15 protein-coding genes and 1 riboswitch are annotated in these 15,475 nt (G+C 42.4%); of the genes, 9 read left to right on the top strand and 6 right to left on the bottom strand.

The window, feature by feature from the left end; translation table 11 throughout:
- Positions 1 to 45 precede the first annotated feature (45 nt).
- Positions 46 to 135, top strand: a riboswitch (glycine riboswitch).
- 179 nt (positions 136 to 314) lie between these two features.
- Positions 315 to 1,559, top strand: a complete 1,245-nt coding sequence (locus tag MSG93_RS06240) for a D-amino acid dehydrogenase (RefSeq protein ID WP_324620992.1) — start codon at positions 315 to 317, stop codon at positions 1,557 to 1,559.
- A 51-nt stretch (positions 1,560 to 1,610) separates the two neighbouring features.
- Here MSG93_RS06240 and MSG93_RS06235 read toward each other — a convergent pair whose 3' ends face one another.
- Positions 1,611 to 2,258: an A1S_1983 family putative colistin resistance protein gene (locus tag MSG93_RS06235; RefSeq protein ID WP_202739739.1), complete on the bottom strand. Its 648-nt coding sequence runs from the start codon at positions 2,256 to 2,258 to the stop codon at positions 1,611 to 1,613.
- Between the two features lie 98 nt (positions 2,259 to 2,356).
- Here MSG93_RS06235 and ispF point away from each other — a divergent pair, with 98 nt between their 5' ends.
- Complete coding sequence (gene ispF, locus MSG93_RS06230; RefSeq protein ID WP_324620991.1) at positions 2,357 to 2,848, top strand: 2-C-methyl-D-erythritol 2,4-cyclodiphosphate synthase; 492 nt, start codon at positions 2,357 to 2,359, stop codon at positions 2,846 to 2,848.
- On the opposite strand, the gene MSG93_RS06225 is transcribed toward ispF, so the two are convergent.
- From MSG93_RS06225 to glnL, 5 genes are all read right to left on the bottom strand, one after another.
- The gene (locus tag MSG93_RS06225; protein ID WP_262473259.1) at positions 2,836 to 3,360 is read right to left on the bottom strand and encodes a protein tyrosine phosphatase family protein; all 525 of its coding nucleotides are present in this window, start codon (positions 3,358 to 3,360) and stop codon (positions 2,836 to 2,838) included. The two genes, ispF and MSG93_RS06225, sit on opposite strands and share 13 nt — an antisense overlap.
- A gap of 145 nt (positions 3,361 to 3,505) precedes the next feature.
- Entirely contained in the window at positions 3,506 to 4,426 is a 921-nt protein-coding gene (argF, locus tag MSG93_RS06220; RefSeq protein WP_005230210.1) for an ornithine carbamoyltransferase, read from the bottom strand.
- Positions 4,427 to 4,831: 405 nt separating this feature from the next.
- Positions 4,832 to 5,491 (bottom strand): TetR/AcrR family transcriptional regulator, encoded by a 660-nt coding sequence (locus tag MSG93_RS06215; RefSeq protein WP_324620990.1) that lies wholly within the window; start codon positions 5,489 to 5,491, stop codon positions 4,832 to 4,834.
- A gap of 138 nt (positions 5,492 to 5,629) precedes the next feature.
- Positions 5,630 to 7,123: a nitrogen regulation protein NR(I) gene (glnG, locus tag MSG93_RS06210; RefSeq protein ID WP_324620989.1), complete on the bottom strand. Its 1,494-nt coding sequence runs from the start codon at positions 7,121 to 7,123 to the stop codon at positions 5,630 to 5,632.
- Entirely contained in the window at positions 7,110 to 8,219 is a 1,110-nt protein-coding gene (gene glnL / locus MSG93_RS06205; protein WP_005230214.1) for a nitrogen regulation protein NR(II), read from the bottom strand. The genes glnG and glnL overlap by 14 nt, the downstream gene beginning before the upstream one ends.
- A gap of 328 nt (positions 8,220 to 8,547) precedes the next feature.
- On the opposite strand from glnL, the gene rimO reads away from it, so the two are divergent.
- From rimO to rseP, 7 genes are all read left to right on the top strand, one after another.
- Entirely contained in the window at positions 8,548 to 9,891 is a 1,344-nt protein-coding gene (gene rimO / locus MSG93_RS06200) for a 30S ribosomal protein S12 methylthiotransferase RimO (RefSeq protein WP_324620987.1), read from the top strand.
- Between the two features lie 52 nt (positions 9,892 to 9,943).
- Entirely contained in the window at positions 9,944 to 10,672 is a 729-nt protein-coding gene (pyrH, locus tag MSG93_RS06195) for a UMP kinase (protein ID WP_004772000.1), read from the top strand.
- A gap of 77 nt (positions 10,673 to 10,749) precedes the next feature.
- The gene (gene frr / locus MSG93_RS06190) at positions 10,750 to 11,304 is read left to right on the top strand and encodes a ribosome recycling factor (protein ID WP_004653307.1); all 555 of its coding nucleotides are present in this window, start codon (positions 10,750 to 10,752) and stop codon (positions 11,302 to 11,304) included.
- A 4-nt stretch (positions 11,305 to 11,308) separates the two neighbouring features.
- Entirely contained in the window at positions 11,309 to 12,058 is a 750-nt protein-coding gene (uppS, locus tag MSG93_RS06185; RefSeq protein ID WP_005285589.1) for a polyprenyl diphosphate synthase, read from the top strand.
- A gap of 2 nt (positions 12,059 to 12,060) precedes the next feature.
- Positions 12,061 to 12,885 carry a phosphatidate cytidylyltransferase gene (locus tag MSG93_RS06180; protein ID WP_005230217.1) on the top strand — a complete coding sequence of 275 codons (825 nt, stop codon included), beginning with the start codon at positions 12,061 to 12,063 and terminating at the stop codon, positions 12,883 to 12,885.
- On the top strand, positions 12,886 to 14,082 hold the full coding sequence (gene ispC, locus MSG93_RS06175; protein WP_005230218.1) for a 1-deoxy-D-xylulose-5-phosphate reductoisomerase: 1,197 nt from the start codon (positions 12,886 to 12,888) through the stop codon (positions 14,080 to 14,082).
- A gap of 5 nt (positions 14,083 to 14,087) precedes the next feature.
- Positions 14,088 to 15,443 carry an RIP metalloprotease RseP gene (rseP, locus tag MSG93_RS06170; protein ID WP_324620985.1) on the top strand — a complete coding sequence of 452 codons (1,356 nt, stop codon included), beginning with the start codon at positions 14,088 to 14,090 and terminating at the stop codon, positions 15,441 to 15,443.
- Positions 15,444 to 15,475: the final 32 nt, after the last annotated feature.

Below are 15,475 nucleotides of genomic sequence, written 5' to 3'. Positions count from 1 at the left end.
GTGTGCGTATTATGGAACGGCATATATGTTGCTTATAGGAATATAAATATTATTGCGGGAGAGAAGTTCTTCAATGAACTCGCCGAAGGAGCAACGACCCCGGAAACTCTCAGGCAGAAGGACTGTAATAATAGACATAAAATCTGGAGAGCAGTGCTCAATTTGTAGGAACATAGGACTAATTTCTTCTACGATAAACACTCACCGAAGGGGAAGGCTGCATGATTAATTGGTAATCATCTGCCGAAACTCTCAGGTACCATGACAGATGGGGCTAAGCATTATGGAATGTTATGCATTTCAAGGAGTTTGCTATGCCACATGTTGTTGTGATTGGTGCGGGGATTACGGGTGTAACGTCTGCTTATGAATTAATTAAACTCGGCTATGAAGTGACGGTGATCGATCGCCATCTTTTTCCGGCTATGGAAACTTCATTTGCCAATGGTGGGCAATTGTCAGCCTGTAATGCAGAAGTCTGGAACCAGAAAGCCACAGTGCTGAAAGGCATTAAATGGATGAGTAAAAAAGATGCCCCCTTGTTGCTCAACCCATCCTTTAGCGCCCATAAATATCGCTGGTTGATTGAGTTTTTAACCCATATCAAAAATTATAAAGCCAATACCATTGAAACCGTGCGTTTGGCATTGTTAGCCAGACAACGATTATTCGAAGTGGCTGAAAAAGAAAGTCTGTCTTTTGATCTGGAAAAACGTGGCATTTTACATATGTATCACACCAGAGAAGACTATGAGATTGCCAAGAAGGTCAATGATGTGCTGGTTGAGGGTAAACTGGAGCGCAATGCGATTACCCCTGATGAAATGAAGGCGATTGAACCGACTTTAACAGGTGACTATTTCGGTGGTTATTATACCGCGGGGGATGCAACAGGAGATATTCATAAATATTCCGTAGGGCTGGCAGAACGGACGCAACAATATGGGGCAAAGTATTGTTTTGGCCTGGATGTGGTTGATATTCAATTCAATCAAGATAAGGCAATTGTTCACTGCAAGAACAGTTCAGAAAATGTAAATCCAACTGCGGATGGGATTACCGAAATTATTGCAGATGTGGTACTGGTCTGTGGTGGAGTCGGCAGTTATCAATTGGCAGATATGTTAGGCGATAGTGTCAACGTCTATCCGGTAAAGGGTTACTCGATTACAGTGCAGCTTAGAGATGAGCGCAGTGTCAATAATGCACCTTGGGTGAGTTTATTGGATGAAAGTGCCAAGATTGTGACGTCTCGCTTGGGTGCTGATCGTTTACGTATTGCAGGCACAGCTGAATTTAATGGATATAATCGAGATATTCGTGCAGATCGTATTCAGCCTTTAATTAATTGGGTCAACCAAAACTTTGATATTTCCACTGAGCATGTGGTGCCATGGGCAGGATTACGTCCAATGATGCCGAATATGTTGCCTGTGGTTAAACAAGGTAAACAACCACGTGTATTTTATAATACAGGACATGGGCATTTAGGCTGGACCTTATCTGCTGCAACGGCTGTGCTAATCAGTCAGGAAATTGCACAAAAATTCCCAAGCTGAAACTAAAAAGCCGGTGTGATTACATCGGCTTTTTTCTAAACGGTTAATAGCTTAGTCATAAGGACGGTAAATCCCGGTAAAACGTTCACAGCCTTTTTGTGCAGATTTAATCACCAGTAATGCTTTTTGAAAATCAAACTGATATTGGCACTTTTTTTCATTATCGGTGATCTGGTTGCGTTGTTCTGTCGTGCTATAAGCAAGTAATGATAAGGTTTGTGTCTCTGGTCGGTTATTCGGATTGCGGTAAGCGATCCCTTCAATTTTTAACTTGTCTTTATCCAGTTGATGAATTTGCAGATGAACAGGTTGAGCTGCGATTTTGCCATGTTCATATTTTAAATAATGTTGGGTCAGGGTCTGGTTCATCGAGGTATAAAAATTCAGGTCATCCAGACGCACCTCAAATTGCTGTTCATAGCAGGCTTTGCTTTTACATTGCTGAATCTGGGTGAGCCACTGGGTCTGTGTATCGTGTAACAATTGCAAGGGCGCATCCGTCACCAGATACGCCGTTAAGAATTTGCTATTCAGCTTTTGGCGCTGTTCTTTGTATTGCTTGGTGCATATTTTTTGTGCTTGCAAAGCAGTGCTATTGCAGTCAATAGATTCCGCATAGGCAAATGTTGAGCAAAAACAACTCAATGTGATGATATAACCAGATTTCTTTAATTGATTTCTTACAGTGTTAAACAGCATAATCACTTATACTTTCAGTCTAATTTGCTCAACGTACTATAGCGAAATAGAAAGCCTGAATACAAGATTAGTTCGGTATATTGTAAAAGGAAAATCATATGGTTGCTCAAATCCGTATTGGACAAGGGATTGATGTACATGCATTTGAAGACGGTGACTTTGTTACTTTGGCTGGGGTTAAAATTCCGCATACGCATGGTTTAAAAGCGCATTCAGATGGAGATGTGGTATTGCATGCGTTGAGTGATGCCTTACTGGGTGCTTTGGCGCTGGGTGATATCGGACAGCATTTTCCAGATACAGATCCAGAATATAAAGGCGCAGACAGTCGTGTGTTATTGAAACATGTATACCAGTTGATTTTAGATCGTGGTTATCATCTCAATAATGCAGATATTACAGTGGTTTGTGAACGTCCAAAGTTAGCGAAACATAATCTGGAAATGCGTCAAAGTATTGCAGATGTATTAAAAGTGGATGTGACTCAAATCAGTATTAAAGCCACAACCACAGAGAAACTTGGGTTTACCGGCCGACAGGAAGGCATCCTGGCAACGGCAACCGTATTGGTTTCACATCAAGCAAAATGATTACTGTTGATGAGTGACTGTTCTAATTCTTGTGTTGCTTTACGGCCTTGCAGTTGTAAAGTCAGACTATGAATGAGTCCAGTCCAGGTCTCGTTCGGTTCCCAGATCTGGTGAAGTAGTTCTTGGGCGGTAGGTAGATCCACATTCATATAAAACTGGCGATATAAATACATCAAGCTACTGACCCGCTTGTTTTTCGCACAGTGCAGCCAGACGATCTCGTTTTGAACCAGATGGTCAATCAAGTCCAGAATCAGCAAGCATTGTTCAGAGCAGGGCACATCCCAGTCAATCGGGATGTGAATATAGTTCAGGCCTAAATCCAGACAGATTTGATCCTGTTTGGCCAAGTAATTTTCTGATTTGCTGGTTGCAAGGTTAATGACCGTACTGCAGCCATATTCCTTGATCTGTTGCAGTTGTTCAGCCGATGGTTGAGCTGAGCTAAACAGATGCTCATGCACCAAAGAGAAACTTGGTATTTGAGATAATGCTTGTTCGAGTGAAGTCATGACGTCCGCTGTGTATTGAGTGAGGTTCTCATATGATGAGAAACTTATTCTAAAAGGCTTAGCCTACTATAATTGTTTTTATTTCAGTGTTCAATTTGGAATACATAAATAAAAACAGCATCATTTGATGCTGTTTTTGGATGACTTAATCTTTTTTGAGATTCTCATTGAGTAAGAATTCCATCAATGCTTTTTGTGCATGTAAGCGGTTTTCAGCTTCATCCCAAACCACAGCATTTTTATGATCCAGCATATTTTCTGAAATTTCTTCACCACGATGCGCTGGTAAGCAATGCATAAACAGGCAGTCAGGATGTGCCAGGTCCATCAGTTTTTCATTGACCTGAAAATCTGCGAATGCTTTCTCACGCAGCTTTTGTTCTTCTTCCTGTCCCATGCTTGCCCAGACATCAGTCACGATCAGGTCAGCATTGACAGCGGCATCTTCGGCTTTATTGAAGACTTCAACGCAGTCTGCAAATTCAGCTAAAAATTCAGGTTTCGGTTCATAGCCTTCAGGCGAAGCAATTTTAAGTTTGAAACCCATTAAATGTGCAGCTTCAATATAAGAGTTACACATATTGTTGCCGTCACCAATCCAGGCAACGGTTTTGCCTTCGATGCGACCACGATGTTCCTGGAAGGTTTGCAAGTCTGCGAGTAACTGGCAAGGATGGTGGTCATCAGTCAGACCATTGATGACAGGAACTTTTGAATATGATGCAAAACGTTCGACGATGTCATGACCGAAAGTACGGATCATCACAATGTCCAGCATGCTTGAGATGACACGAGCCGAGTCTTCAATTGGCTCACCACGTCCTAATTGTGTATCACGTGGAGAAAGAAAGATCGCACTACCACCAAACTGGCAAATGCCTGCTTCAAAAGAAATACGGGTACGGGTACTCGATTTCTCGAAAATCATTCCTAAAACTTTACCTGCAAACGGCTGATACAGCGTATGACTATGCTGCATGCGTTTCAGTTCTTGCGCACGGTCTAAAATGCGTTGCAGTTCTAGAGTGGATAGGTCACGTAAAGTTAGGAAATGCCGAAGCGCCATAGCTACTCCCACAATAATTATTGAGAGAAATCAATAATTAATTGTTGTTTGACGAGTGGTGGATAAAAAAGAATTGACTACTATACTATAGCTTCAGAAAAATGCAAAAGAATTAAGGGCCTGCTGCCATTTTATCTATAGTTGCGACAGCGGATATTTTTTAGACGATACAAGACATGTTTTGCGAAATTTAGTGATCTAAATGAGAGAAACATAACGCAGTAGCGGCAAAAAATATCCCTGTCCTTGAGCTTCGCCTTGCGTTGAGATCAAAGCAATGCTTTGCTCTTGCTCAGGTTGTGGCTAAAAACTCCTCATATTTCGTTATGAAACTTGGCAAGGAAATAGCCATTGCCTGCATTTCATGCCTTGTCTGATGAATTTTTAGCCTACAACGCAACTCGTTTATAAAGTGGCAACAGGCCCTAGGTTTTGATGAGCCTTTAAAAACAGGTCTACAGAATAATCAATATAATCAATAATTTCGATGTCATTTTCTGGGACATCCAGTCCCATTAAATTTCGCCATTCGACATCTCTGAGTATGCCAAAATACATCATTGCAGAAAATTTAGGTTGAGCACAGAAAATTTCATCGTGTGTATGGGCATACTCAAGCGCATAGGCAATCGTATTCTGAATATTTAATGCACATTGGTTATAGAAATAATGGGCAAGCTGGGTATCTTTCTGTGATTGTTCGGTAAACATACGCATAAAAGCAATGTTTTCAGGTTGAACAATATGTTGATAAAAACGGTATAAAGTCTGGGTGAGATAGGTTCTCAGATCTGTTTTTTCTGGGGTGTAAGGCAGGCAAACCCCTTGAAAGAAAACTTCCCGACGATAATCACAAATTGCAGTGAATAAACCTTCTTTATTACCAAAATATTTATAAATCGAGGTTTTGGAACCTCCGGCATGATTGACAATATCATCCAGAGACACTGCCTCATAACCTTTCTCAAGAAATAAATCGGTTGCGCACAATAACAGGGCAAGACGACGTTCTTCTCCACGACGAGTTTGAGGTTTGGCACAGCCTGGATAGCAAATATCAGTCATTATCTACTTTGGTGTAATCGGGTTGTGCTTAGTATAGCAAAAACCATATCACTTGTATGGCTATGAAATTTCGGAGTGTTTCAAAAGATCTCAAAATGATTAAAAAAGCGAGTCATTTTAGACTCGCTTTTTAGGGGGTTAAGCCGTGCGACTTTCTTCTTCTTCATCGTCATCCGCAGAATCCATACCCAGCTCTTTGAGTTTTCGGGTCAGGGTGTTACGTCCCCAGCCCAATAGCTCTGCTGCATGGCGTTTACGACCGCGGGTCTGCTGGAGTGCTGCATTAATTAGCGTACGTTCAAACATGGGGGTGGCAATATCAAGAATTTTCATTTCGCCATTTTTAAGTTTCTGGATGGCCCATTGACCTAATAATTCATCCCAATGATGGACTGCGATACGTTCAACGAGTGCAGGGCTAGTACTTAGTGCAGCTTGAGCATCACTGGTCTTGTGGACAGAGGCTTGCTTAAGTTCTGCTGGCAGGTCTTCAGGATAAACTTCACGCCCCGTAATCATGACGGTTAACCAGCGACAGGTATTCTCTAGTTGACGCACATTTCCCGGCCAAGGCAGTTGCTGCATATAGTCAGTGGTTTCAGTACGCAAGATTTTTGGACTGACACCAAGCTCTTTGCCTGCGCGTGCCAAGAAATGCTGCGCCAGCATCGGAATGTCTTCGCTACGATGCGCCAGTTTTGGAATGTGAATACGAATCACATTCAGACGGTGGTAAAGGTCTTCGCGGAAACGGCCTTCATTGACCAGTTTTTCAAGATCTTGATGGGTTGCCGCAACGATACGGACATCTACCTTAACCGGAATATGTCCGCCGACACGATAGAACTCACCATCTGCCAAAACACGAAGTAAACGTGTCTGGGTTTCAAATGGCATATCACCGATTTCATCCAGGAATAAGGTACCGCCATTGGCTTGTTCAAAACGACCTTGATGTTGGGTGTTGGCGCCAGTAAATGCACCTTTTTCATGGCCAAATAATTCGGTTTCGATCAGGTCTTTGGGGATTGCCGCCATGTTCAGCGCAATAAAGGGTTTGGCCCGTCGCGGTGAATGCTTGTGTAAGGCATGCGCCACCAATTCTTTACCCGTACCGGATTCACCATTAATCAGGACAGTAATATGTGATTGCGACAAACGACCGATGGCACGGAACACTTCCTGCATGGCAGGCGATTCACCGATGATTTCGGTCGACTGCAATGGTGAAGCGGCTTTGGTGGCTTCTTGTTGCTGTAATTTATTAATGTGCAAAATGGCACGATTAACCAGCGCTAAGGCTTCATCAATATCAAAAGGCTTAGGTAAGTATTCAAATGCACCAGTTTGGTAACTTGAGACAGCAGACTCTAGATCTGAGTGTGCAGTCATGATAATGACGGGTAAGTCAGGATGGGTATTTTTAACCTTCGATAAGAAGGTTAGACCATCAATCCCTGGCATGCGAATGTCGGTCAAAATGACATCTGGCGCATCGTCATGTAAGCGTTCAAGTGCAGTTTGGGCTTCTTCAAAGTTGGTGACATCGAAACCTTCCTCTTTAAAGGTTTTCTCCAGTACCCAACGCATGGCACGATCGTCATCTATTACCCAAATTTTATTTCGTGACATGGTTTAACTCCCAAGGTAGATATAGGCTAAATACGGTTTTTCCTGGAACTGACTGACACTCAATCATTCCGTTGTGTTGATGCATAATATTTTGAGCAATACTGAGTCCCAGTCCTGTCCCTTTAGCACGCCCTGTGACTAATGGATAGAAAACCGATTCCAGAATACTTTCGGGTACTCCAGGGCCATTGTCTTCAATATCAATACGTACGGTTGAGCGATTGAGGACGCCGTTAATCGTGACTAGACGCTGGATGCGGGTTCTCAGCAGCAGTTCTGGTTCTGAGTCAGTAAAAAAGTCTTTATTTTCGGTCATGGCCTGTACGGCATTGACGCTAATATTCAGCATGACCTGAATCAGCTGATCACGATCAGCCATTACATCGGGTAAAGACAGGTCATAATCGCGGGTAATCTTGATTTTCTTTTTGGTCTGGTTGGCAATCAGCGAGCGAACACGTTCCAGAGGTTCATGTACATTGACATGTTCATAGCTCGGTAATTGACGTGAACCGAGCATGGTGTCTGCCAGATTGGTCAAACGATCGACTTCACTAATAATAATGTCAGTAAATTCGCCGTAACGGTCATCATTTAAGCTGCGTGCCAGTAACTGGGTTGCACCGCGGATGCCCGCTAATGGATTTTTGATCTCGTGCGCCACGCCACGGACCAGTTGACGTGCTACCTGATGTTGTTGTACCAGATTTTCTTCTTTGGAAATCTTTAACATGCGGTCAATCGGATTCAGTTCAATCAATAAAAGCGGGTGATAGCTTTTGCCTGCATTCAGTTGAGAAGCGGTATAATCCACATGAATCGCTTTAAAGTTTACATTGATGACAGCCTCACGTCGGGTATAGTGTTGGCCGCTTTCTAAAGTGTTTAATAACGCTTCATGTGTGTTGAAGGTATCGTCGTGTGCATGTAACAAGTTAAGAACAGGCTGGCCTGATGCGCGCAGCAGACTGATATCAAATAATGCTTCACAAGCAGAATTTAAATAAAAAATATTCAGCTGACTATCGACCAGTAAAATGGCAGTGCTCAAATTATCTACTAAGAGCCGATAGTCGATAATGTTCTGTTGATCCATTTGTGAATCATCCTGTTTTAAAATGGCGCAATAAATATAAATTTTAATGAATAGCCATTAACTTCTAAAATGTACTTTATGCAAAATACAAGCCAACTTTGTATTAATGAAATTTCAACAACTTAATTCTAGAAAAAGGGATTTATGCAGTATTTTTCACATACATGCAGTGATTTCAATAAATTATTATGTTCCAAAATAGTGCGCTTGTGGATTTTATTTAAAATTTTGGTCGTATTTTGGTGCATTACACAAAGAGATGGCTTTGCAGCTATGCGTAAGCCAAGAAAAGTCATACAATACGCCGATTCAAGTGGAGCGCAGATTCATGAAGACCCCCAAAGTCGGTTTTGTATCTTTAGGTTGTCCTAAGGCATTGGTAGATTCTGAACGAATTTTAACTCAGTTAAAGACTGAAGGTTATCAAGTTGCATCAGATTATGATGGTGCGGATCTGGTAGTTGTAAATACCTGTGGTTTTATTGAATCTGCAGTACAAGAGTCTTTAGACGCGATTGGCGAAGCCATGAGCGAAAATGGTCGAGTCATCGTTACAGGCTGTTTAGGTAAAGACGAAGATAAAATTCGCCAGATGCACCCAAATGTTCTTAAAGTTACAGGTGCAGCAGCCTATCAAGATGTAATGGAAGCGGTACATGAATATGTACCAGCACCCCCAAAACACAACCCATTTATTGACTTAGTCCCTGAGCAAGGTGTTCGTTTAACACCGAAGCATTATGCTTATTTAAAAATCTCGGAAGGCTGTAATCATCGTTGTACATTCTGCATTATCCCAAGTATGCGTGGCGACCTTGTGTCTCGTCCAGTCGGAAAAGTGCTGGATGAAGCTGCTGCATTAAAACGTGCTGGTGTAAAAGAAATTCTGGTCATTTCTCAGGATACCTCTGCTTATGGTGTAGATACCAAATATAAGCTGGATTTCTGGAATGGTCAGCCTGTTAAAACCAAATTCTATGACATGTGTGAAGCCCTAGGTCAGTTAGGCATCTGGGTGCGTTTACATTACGTTTATCCGTATCCACACGTTGATGCTGCGATTGATTTGATGGCGCAGGGCAAAATCCTGCCATATTTAGATATTCCTTTTCAGCATGCCAGTTCGCGCATCTTAAAATTGATGAAGCGACCAGCGCATAGTGAAAATACCTTAGAGCGCCTTAAATTGTGGCGTGAAAAATGCCCTGAATTGGTGATTCGTTCTACATTCGTGGTGGGTTTCCCGGGGGAAACTGAAGAAGATTTCCAAATCTTGCTGGAATGGTTAAAAGAAGCGCAGTTAGATCGTGTCGGCTGCTTTACCTATTCGCCAGTTGAAGGTGCAACCGCAAACGATCTTCCTGATCATGTACCAGAAGAGATCAAGCAAGAGCGTTATGAACGCTTCATGGAAGTGCAACAGGCCATTTCAGCAGCAAAGCTGCAAAAACGTATTGGTCAGAAAATGACAGTACTGGTGGATAGTCTGGAAGATGAGTTTCCAGTTGCAGTTGCCCGTTCTTATGCAGATGCCCCGGAAATTGATGGCAACGTTTTTGTTGAAGATATTGATAAGAGTGTGATTAAAGCAGGTGATCTGCTTGAAGTCGAAATTACCGATGCAGATGAATACGATTTATTTGCAAAGTTAATCCAGATTAAATCTGCTTGATGTTGAATTAAATTTAAGAAAATTTTGAGATTGGTCGGTTTGGAGTAAAAGTATGTCAGCTTCTAAAAATCCACGTTATGCACGAATCTTGCTCAAGCTTTCTGGTGAAGCTTTAGCAGGTAATAAAGATATGGGTATTGATGCCCAAGTATTAGATCAGATGTCACTTTCAATTGCGCACCTGGTTGGTTTGGGCGTGCAGGTCGGTATCGTTGTCGGCGGTGGTAACTTATACCGTGGTAGCCAGCTTCAAAAAGACGGTCTGGTTGGACGTGTAACTGGTGACCAGATGGGTATGTTGGCAACTGTGATGAACGGTTTGGCAATGCGTGACGCATTGGTGCGTCGCAATATCAAAACTCGTTTAATGTCGGCGTTATCCATTGGTACAGTGGTTGAGCCATACTCAAGCCGTGACGCAATTCGTCATTTAAGCCAGGGTGAAGTGTGTGTGTTTGTTGCGGGTACAGGCAATCCATTCTTTACCACAGATACTGCAGCATGTTTGCGTGGTATCGAGATTGAAGCGAACCTGATCTTGAAAGCGACTAAAGTTGATGGCGTTTATAATAAAGATCCAAGCAAATACGATGATGCAGTTAAATATGACAATTTAACTTTCGACCAGGTGCTTGATGAAAAACTTGGTGTAATGGATCTTACGGCAATTTGTTTGTGCCGTGACCACAATGTGCCATTACAAGTTTTTGATATGAACAAATCTGGCGCATTACTTTCTGTCGTCATGGGCGAAAAAGAGGGTACTCACGTAACGAATTAATGTACGTGAGCCAGAAAGCTCTTTATACTATTGTTTAAATATTTTGTAATACCTAATGAATAAGTAAGGAAGATCATATGATTAACGATCTCAAACAAGATAGCGAACAGCGCATGCAGAAGTCGCTTGACTCTCTAGAGTTAGGCTTTGCCAAAGTTCGTACAGGTCGTGCGCACCCATCTATTTTAAATGGTGTGATGGTTTCTTACTACGGCTCTGATGTTCCATTGAATCAAGTGGCAAATATCGGGCTTGAAGATTCACGTACACTGTTGGTTCAACCATTTGAACGTTCAATGGTTGCTGCGATAGATAAAGCGATTCGTGAAGCAGGTTTGGGCTTGAATCCTATTACTGCTGATGCAATCCGTGTACCAATGGCTGCGTTAACAGAAGAAACTCGCCGTGATATGCAGAAAGTTGCGCGCGCCGAAGCTGAAAATGCCAAAGTTGCGATTCGTAATATTCGTCGCGATGTATTAGGTGATCTCAAAGCATTGTTGAAAGAAAAAGAAATTTCTGAAGATGATGATCGCCGTGCATCGGATGATATCCAGAAAATTACTGATAAATATGTTGCAGAAGTTGATAAACGTCTTGCAGCAAAAGAAGCAGAATTGATGAAGGTCTGATTTTATGACCTCGCAAGAAGAACAGCTTCTTCCTCAACATGTTGCCATCATCATGGATGGCAACAATCGTTTTGCCAAAAAAAATCAAATGCAAAAAGGCGATGGGCATCGTGAAGGCAAGAATGTCTTGGATCCGATTGTCGAGCATTGCAAGAAAGTTGGCATTCGCGCTTTAACCGTTTTTGCATTTTCAAGTGAAAACTGGAACCGTCCTCAATACGAAGTAGATTTGTTAATGAAATTGTTGGAAGAAACAATTCATGAGCAACTGCCGCGTATGGAAAAGTTCAATATTGCACTGCGCTTTATTGGTGACCGTTCTCGGTTATCCAGCCAACTACGTGATCTGATGCAATATGCTGAGCAAAAAACTGCAGCCTATGGCTCCATGACCCTGACCATTGCGATTAGTTATGGTGGAATGTGGGATATGGCGCAAGCTGCGAAAATGATTGCTCAGGATGCGCTTGCAGGAAAGCTTCAAGCAGATCAGATAAATGTTGATTTATTTGATAAATATGTCAGTCTAAATGATCTTCCAGCGGTGGATTTATTGATCCGTACCGGTGGGGATTATCGTTTGTCTAACTTCTTACTCTGGCAAGCTGCTTATGCAGAACTGTATTTTACCGATACTTTATGGCCAGAATTTAGCATAGAAGAGCTAGATCATGCCTTTCGTGTTTTTTCAGGACGTGAACGACGCTTTGGCAAGACATCAGAACAGATTCAACAAGCGAAAATAGAGAATTAATAATGTTAGAGCGGATTATTACCGCATTGGTGTTAGTTGCTGTTGTTTTAAGTTGCATGTTTGCAACGCAATCACATTATCCAATGTTTATGCTTATGATTTTAGCTGCAGGGGTTGCAGGCTACGAATGGTTTAAGCTTATGCCACGTAGTGTAACCGCTGTTTCAAAGCCGAAGGCTTGGGTATATGGGGGCTGTGTTGCAGCAGTATCAACACTGGCATTATTTTTTGATGATGTTGCGCTTTTACTTTGGGCAGCATCGATTCTCACATGGCTGGGAAGCATCTATTGGGTCAAGAACTATCCTGAATCGGATAACTGGTACAACCCGTCTCTACATCTGATTGGATTTATCCTGATTTCTGCTGCCGTCACTTCACTCTATGCAGTCTGGCATAGTTCGCCTTGGTGGCTCATGTATCTATTCCTGCTGGTATGGGGTGCGGACAGTGGTGCTTACTTTGTTGGACGTAAGTTTGGCAAGAAAAAACTTGCTCCTTCTGTGAGCCCGAATAAATCGGTTGAAGGCTTTTATGGTGGTGTGGCAACAACCGTGATTATTATGCTGGTTGTGCAATATTTCTATTTAAACTTAACCGCAATACAGCTAATCTTATTCTTAATTCTTTCGATCATTACCGTGTTCGCATCTGTGCTGGGCGATTTGTTTGAGTCCATGATTAAGCGCCGCGCTGGAATTAAAGATTCTGGTCGCGTACTTCCAGGACATGGTGGTGTGCTTGATCGTATTGATTCTTTACTTGCTGCTGCACCGATCTTTGCAACAGGTATGTATATATTAAAACTTATTGGTGTAGATCTTTAAATGACTCAAGCTGTTTGTATATTGGGTGTTACTGGTTCAATTGGTCAAAGTACGTTAAAGGTGTTGGAACAGCACCCAGACCAATACACCGTATTTGCAGTCTCTGCATATAGTCGTTTAGATGAACTTTTAGAAATTTGTAAAAAATATCATCCAAAAATTGTTGTTGTGCCCAATGAAAAAGCACTGGAGTTGCAACAACGTCTCAAACAAGAAAAATTAAACCATATTGAAATCCTCACAGATGAGGCTGGCCTAATCGCAATTGCCGAACATGCTGATGTTGATATCGTCATGGCTGCTATTGTAGGTGCGGCCGGTTTGTTACCGACGTTGGCAGCAGTAAAAGCGGGTAAACGTGTCTTATTGGCCAATAAAGAATCATTGGTGATGTCGGGTGACATCATGATGCAGGCAGCACGTGAGCATAATGCGCTATTGTTGCCGGTGGATTCTGAACATAATGCGATTTTCCAGTCTCTACCGCATGACTATCTCAATGCAGAACGGACGGGGCAGCCACAATTAGGCGTGTCCCGTATTTTATTGACGGCATCAGGCGGACCTTTTCTCAATCATTCTTTGGCACAATTGCATGAGGTTACACCACAACAGGCATGCAAGCACCCAAACTGGTCAATGGGACAAAAAATCTCGGTTGATTCGGCGACCTTAATGAATAAAGGTCTGGAATTGATCGAAGCTTGCCATTTGTTTTCAATATCAGAACATTTTGTTACAGTTGTTGTTCACCCACAAAGTATCATTCATTCCATGGTGCAATATGTGGATGGATCAACTTTGGCACAAATGGGTAACCCAGATATGTGTACGCCGATTGCACATGCATTGGCATGGCCAAAACGGTTGGCAACAGATGTGCCTGCACTCGATTTATTTGAGACGGCTCAACTGAATTTTCAGCAACCGGATATTGTCAAGTTTCCGGCATTGGACCTGGCGCGTCAGGCTATGCGGGCCGGTGGTTTGGCACCGACGGTATTAAATGCGGCCAATGAAATTGCAGTTGCTGCATTCTTGCAACAACAGATCCGATTCACTGAGATTCCTCAAGTGGTGGATCATACTTTGCAAGCTGTACAAAATGCTAAAGCAGAAAACATAGACATCATTTTACAGACTGATATGATCGCTAGACAGATTGCAGAAAAGTATATTGTGAGTAAGGGAGGCTAAATCGTATGAATGCACTATTTATGATTGTTGCAGCGATTTTATTGCTTGGTCCTTTAATTGCAATTCACGAATTTGGTCATTATTGGGTGGCACGTAAACTTGGTGTCAAGGTTCTGGTCTATTCAATTGGTTTTGGTCCAACTTTATTAAAATGGCAGTCTAAAAAATCAGGGATTCAATACCAGCTTTCTGCTTTGCCACTTGGTGGCTATGTCAAGATGCTGGATGAGCGTGAAGGTAATGTTGCTGAGCAAGATTTACCTTATGCCTTTAACCGGCAGTCTCCGTGGAAACGCATCGCCATTGTTGCTGCGGGCCCATTAATTAATCTGTTTTTTGCAGTGTTCCTGTATTGGATTTTATTTTTGCCGGCACAAGAGCAGCTGAACACCCGTATTGGTAAAATTATGCCAAATACACCGGCTGCTCAAGTTGATTTGAAGGTGGGTGACAAGATTGTCAATGTTGATGGACAAACAACGCCAACATGGGAAAAACTGAATTATGCGCTGGTAAATCGTGTCGGTGAAACCGGGCGAGTTTCGATCATCGTTGATCGTGCGGGCTCTGAAAAGCAGGTGAGTCTACCGATTAAAGATTTCCTGAAAGATCAAAGTCAGTCTCCTTTGGATGTGCTAGGTTTGTTGCCTTACCGTCCGGTTATCCCGGCTAAAGTCAAAGAACTGAGTGCAGATGGTGCAGCAGTACGTCAAGGCATGAAAGTGGGTGATCAGATCGTTGCAATCGATAATGTTGCAATGAAAGACTGGTTTGATGTGGTGAATGTGGTGCAAAAATCACCAGAGAAGCTTTTAAATATTGAGGTGATGCGTCAAGGTCAATTGGTCCATCTACAAGTGATGCCTCAAGGGCAACGCGATAATATGGGCAATACCACGGGTGTACTGGGTGTGAAGAGTGATGCAGGCAAGATCACGATTCCAGCTGAATATAAACAAACCATTCAATACTCACCGATTGAAGCTTTAGGTGTTGCCGTCGATAAGACCACTCAGCTCTCAGGCATGATTTTTAATTCAATTATCAAGATGCTACGTGGCTTAATTGGATTGGATAATCTATCTGGCCCGGTTACGATCGCAAAAATGGCTGGTCAAAGTGCGGAAATGGGATGGCAGACCTTTATCTCGTTTATGGCGTTGATGAGTGTCAGTCTGGGAATCCTGAATTTGTTGCCGATTCCGATGCTGGATGGTGGTCACCTCGTGTATTACTTTATCGAAGCAATTCGTGGTAAACCTGTTTCTGAACAAATACAGATGTTTGGTCTAAAAGTTGGTATGGTACTGCTCGGTAGCATGATGCTTTTGGCTTTATTTAACGACTTCATGCGTTTATAACAACGCAAATGGAATTTAACTTACTGGAAAAT

The sequence above is a fragment of the Acinetobacter sp. IK40 genome (genome assembly GCF_035615075.1).
GTDB classification, from domain to species: domain Bacteria; phylum Pseudomonadota; class Gammaproteobacteria; order Pseudomonadales; family Moraxellaceae; genus Acinetobacter; species Acinetobacter courvalinii.
This window is presented reverse-complemented; position numbering and strand designations above follow the sequence as displayed.

Coding starts and splice junctions, on each gene's coding strand:
- MSG93_RS06225 (WP_262473259.1), bottom strand. CDS start 3,360: ATGACTTCACTCGAACAAGCATTATCTCAAATACCAAGTTTCTCTTTG.
- frr (WP_004653307.1), top strand. CDS start 10,750: ATGATTAACGATCTCAAACAAGATAGCGAACAGCGCATGCAGAAGTCG.
- rseP (WP_324620985.1), top strand. CDS start 14,088: ATGAATGCACTATTTATGATTGTTGCAGCGATTTTATTGCTTGGTCCT.
- glnG (WP_324620989.1), bottom strand. CDS start 7,123: ATGTCACGAAATAAAATTTGGGTAATAGATGACGATCGTGCCATGCGT.
- MSG93_RS06180 (WP_005230217.1), top strand. CDS start 12,061: ATGTTAGAGCGGATTATTACCGCATTGGTGTTAGTTGCTGTTGTTTTA.
- ispF (WP_324620991.1), top strand. CDS start 2,357: ATGGTTGCTCAAATCCGTATTGGACAAGGGATTGATGTACATGCATTT.
- ispC (WP_005230218.1), top strand. CDS start 12,886: ATGACTCAAGCTGTTTGTATATTGGGTGTTACTGGTTCAATTGGTCAA.
- uppS (WP_005285589.1), top strand. CDS start 11,309: ATGACCTCGCAAGAAGAACAGCTTCTTCCTCAACATGTTGCCATCATC.
- MSG93_RS06240 (WP_324620992.1), top strand. CDS start 315: ATGCCACATGTTGTTGTGATTGGTGCGGGGATTACGGGTGTAACGTCT.
- glnL (WP_005230214.1), bottom strand. CDS start 8,219: ATGGATCAACAGAACATTATCGACTATCGGCTCTTAGTAGATAATTTG.
- rimO (WP_324620987.1), top strand. CDS start 8,548: ATGAAGACCCCCAAAGTCGGTTTTGTATCTTTAGGTTGTCCTAAGGCA.
- MSG93_RS06235 (WP_202739739.1), bottom strand. CDS start 2,258: ATGCTGTTTAACACTGTAAGAAATCAATTAAAGAAATCTGGTTATATC.
- argF (WP_005230210.1), bottom strand. CDS start 4,426: ATGGCGCTTCGGCATTTCCTAACTTTACGTGACCTATCCACTCTAGAA.
- pyrH (WP_004772000.1), top strand. CDS start 9,944: ATGTCAGCTTCTAAAAATCCACGTTATGCACGAATCTTGCTCAAGCTT.
- MSG93_RS06215 (WP_324620990.1), bottom strand. CDS start 5,491: ATGACTGATATTTGCTATCCAGGCTGTGCCAAACCTCAAACTCGTCGT.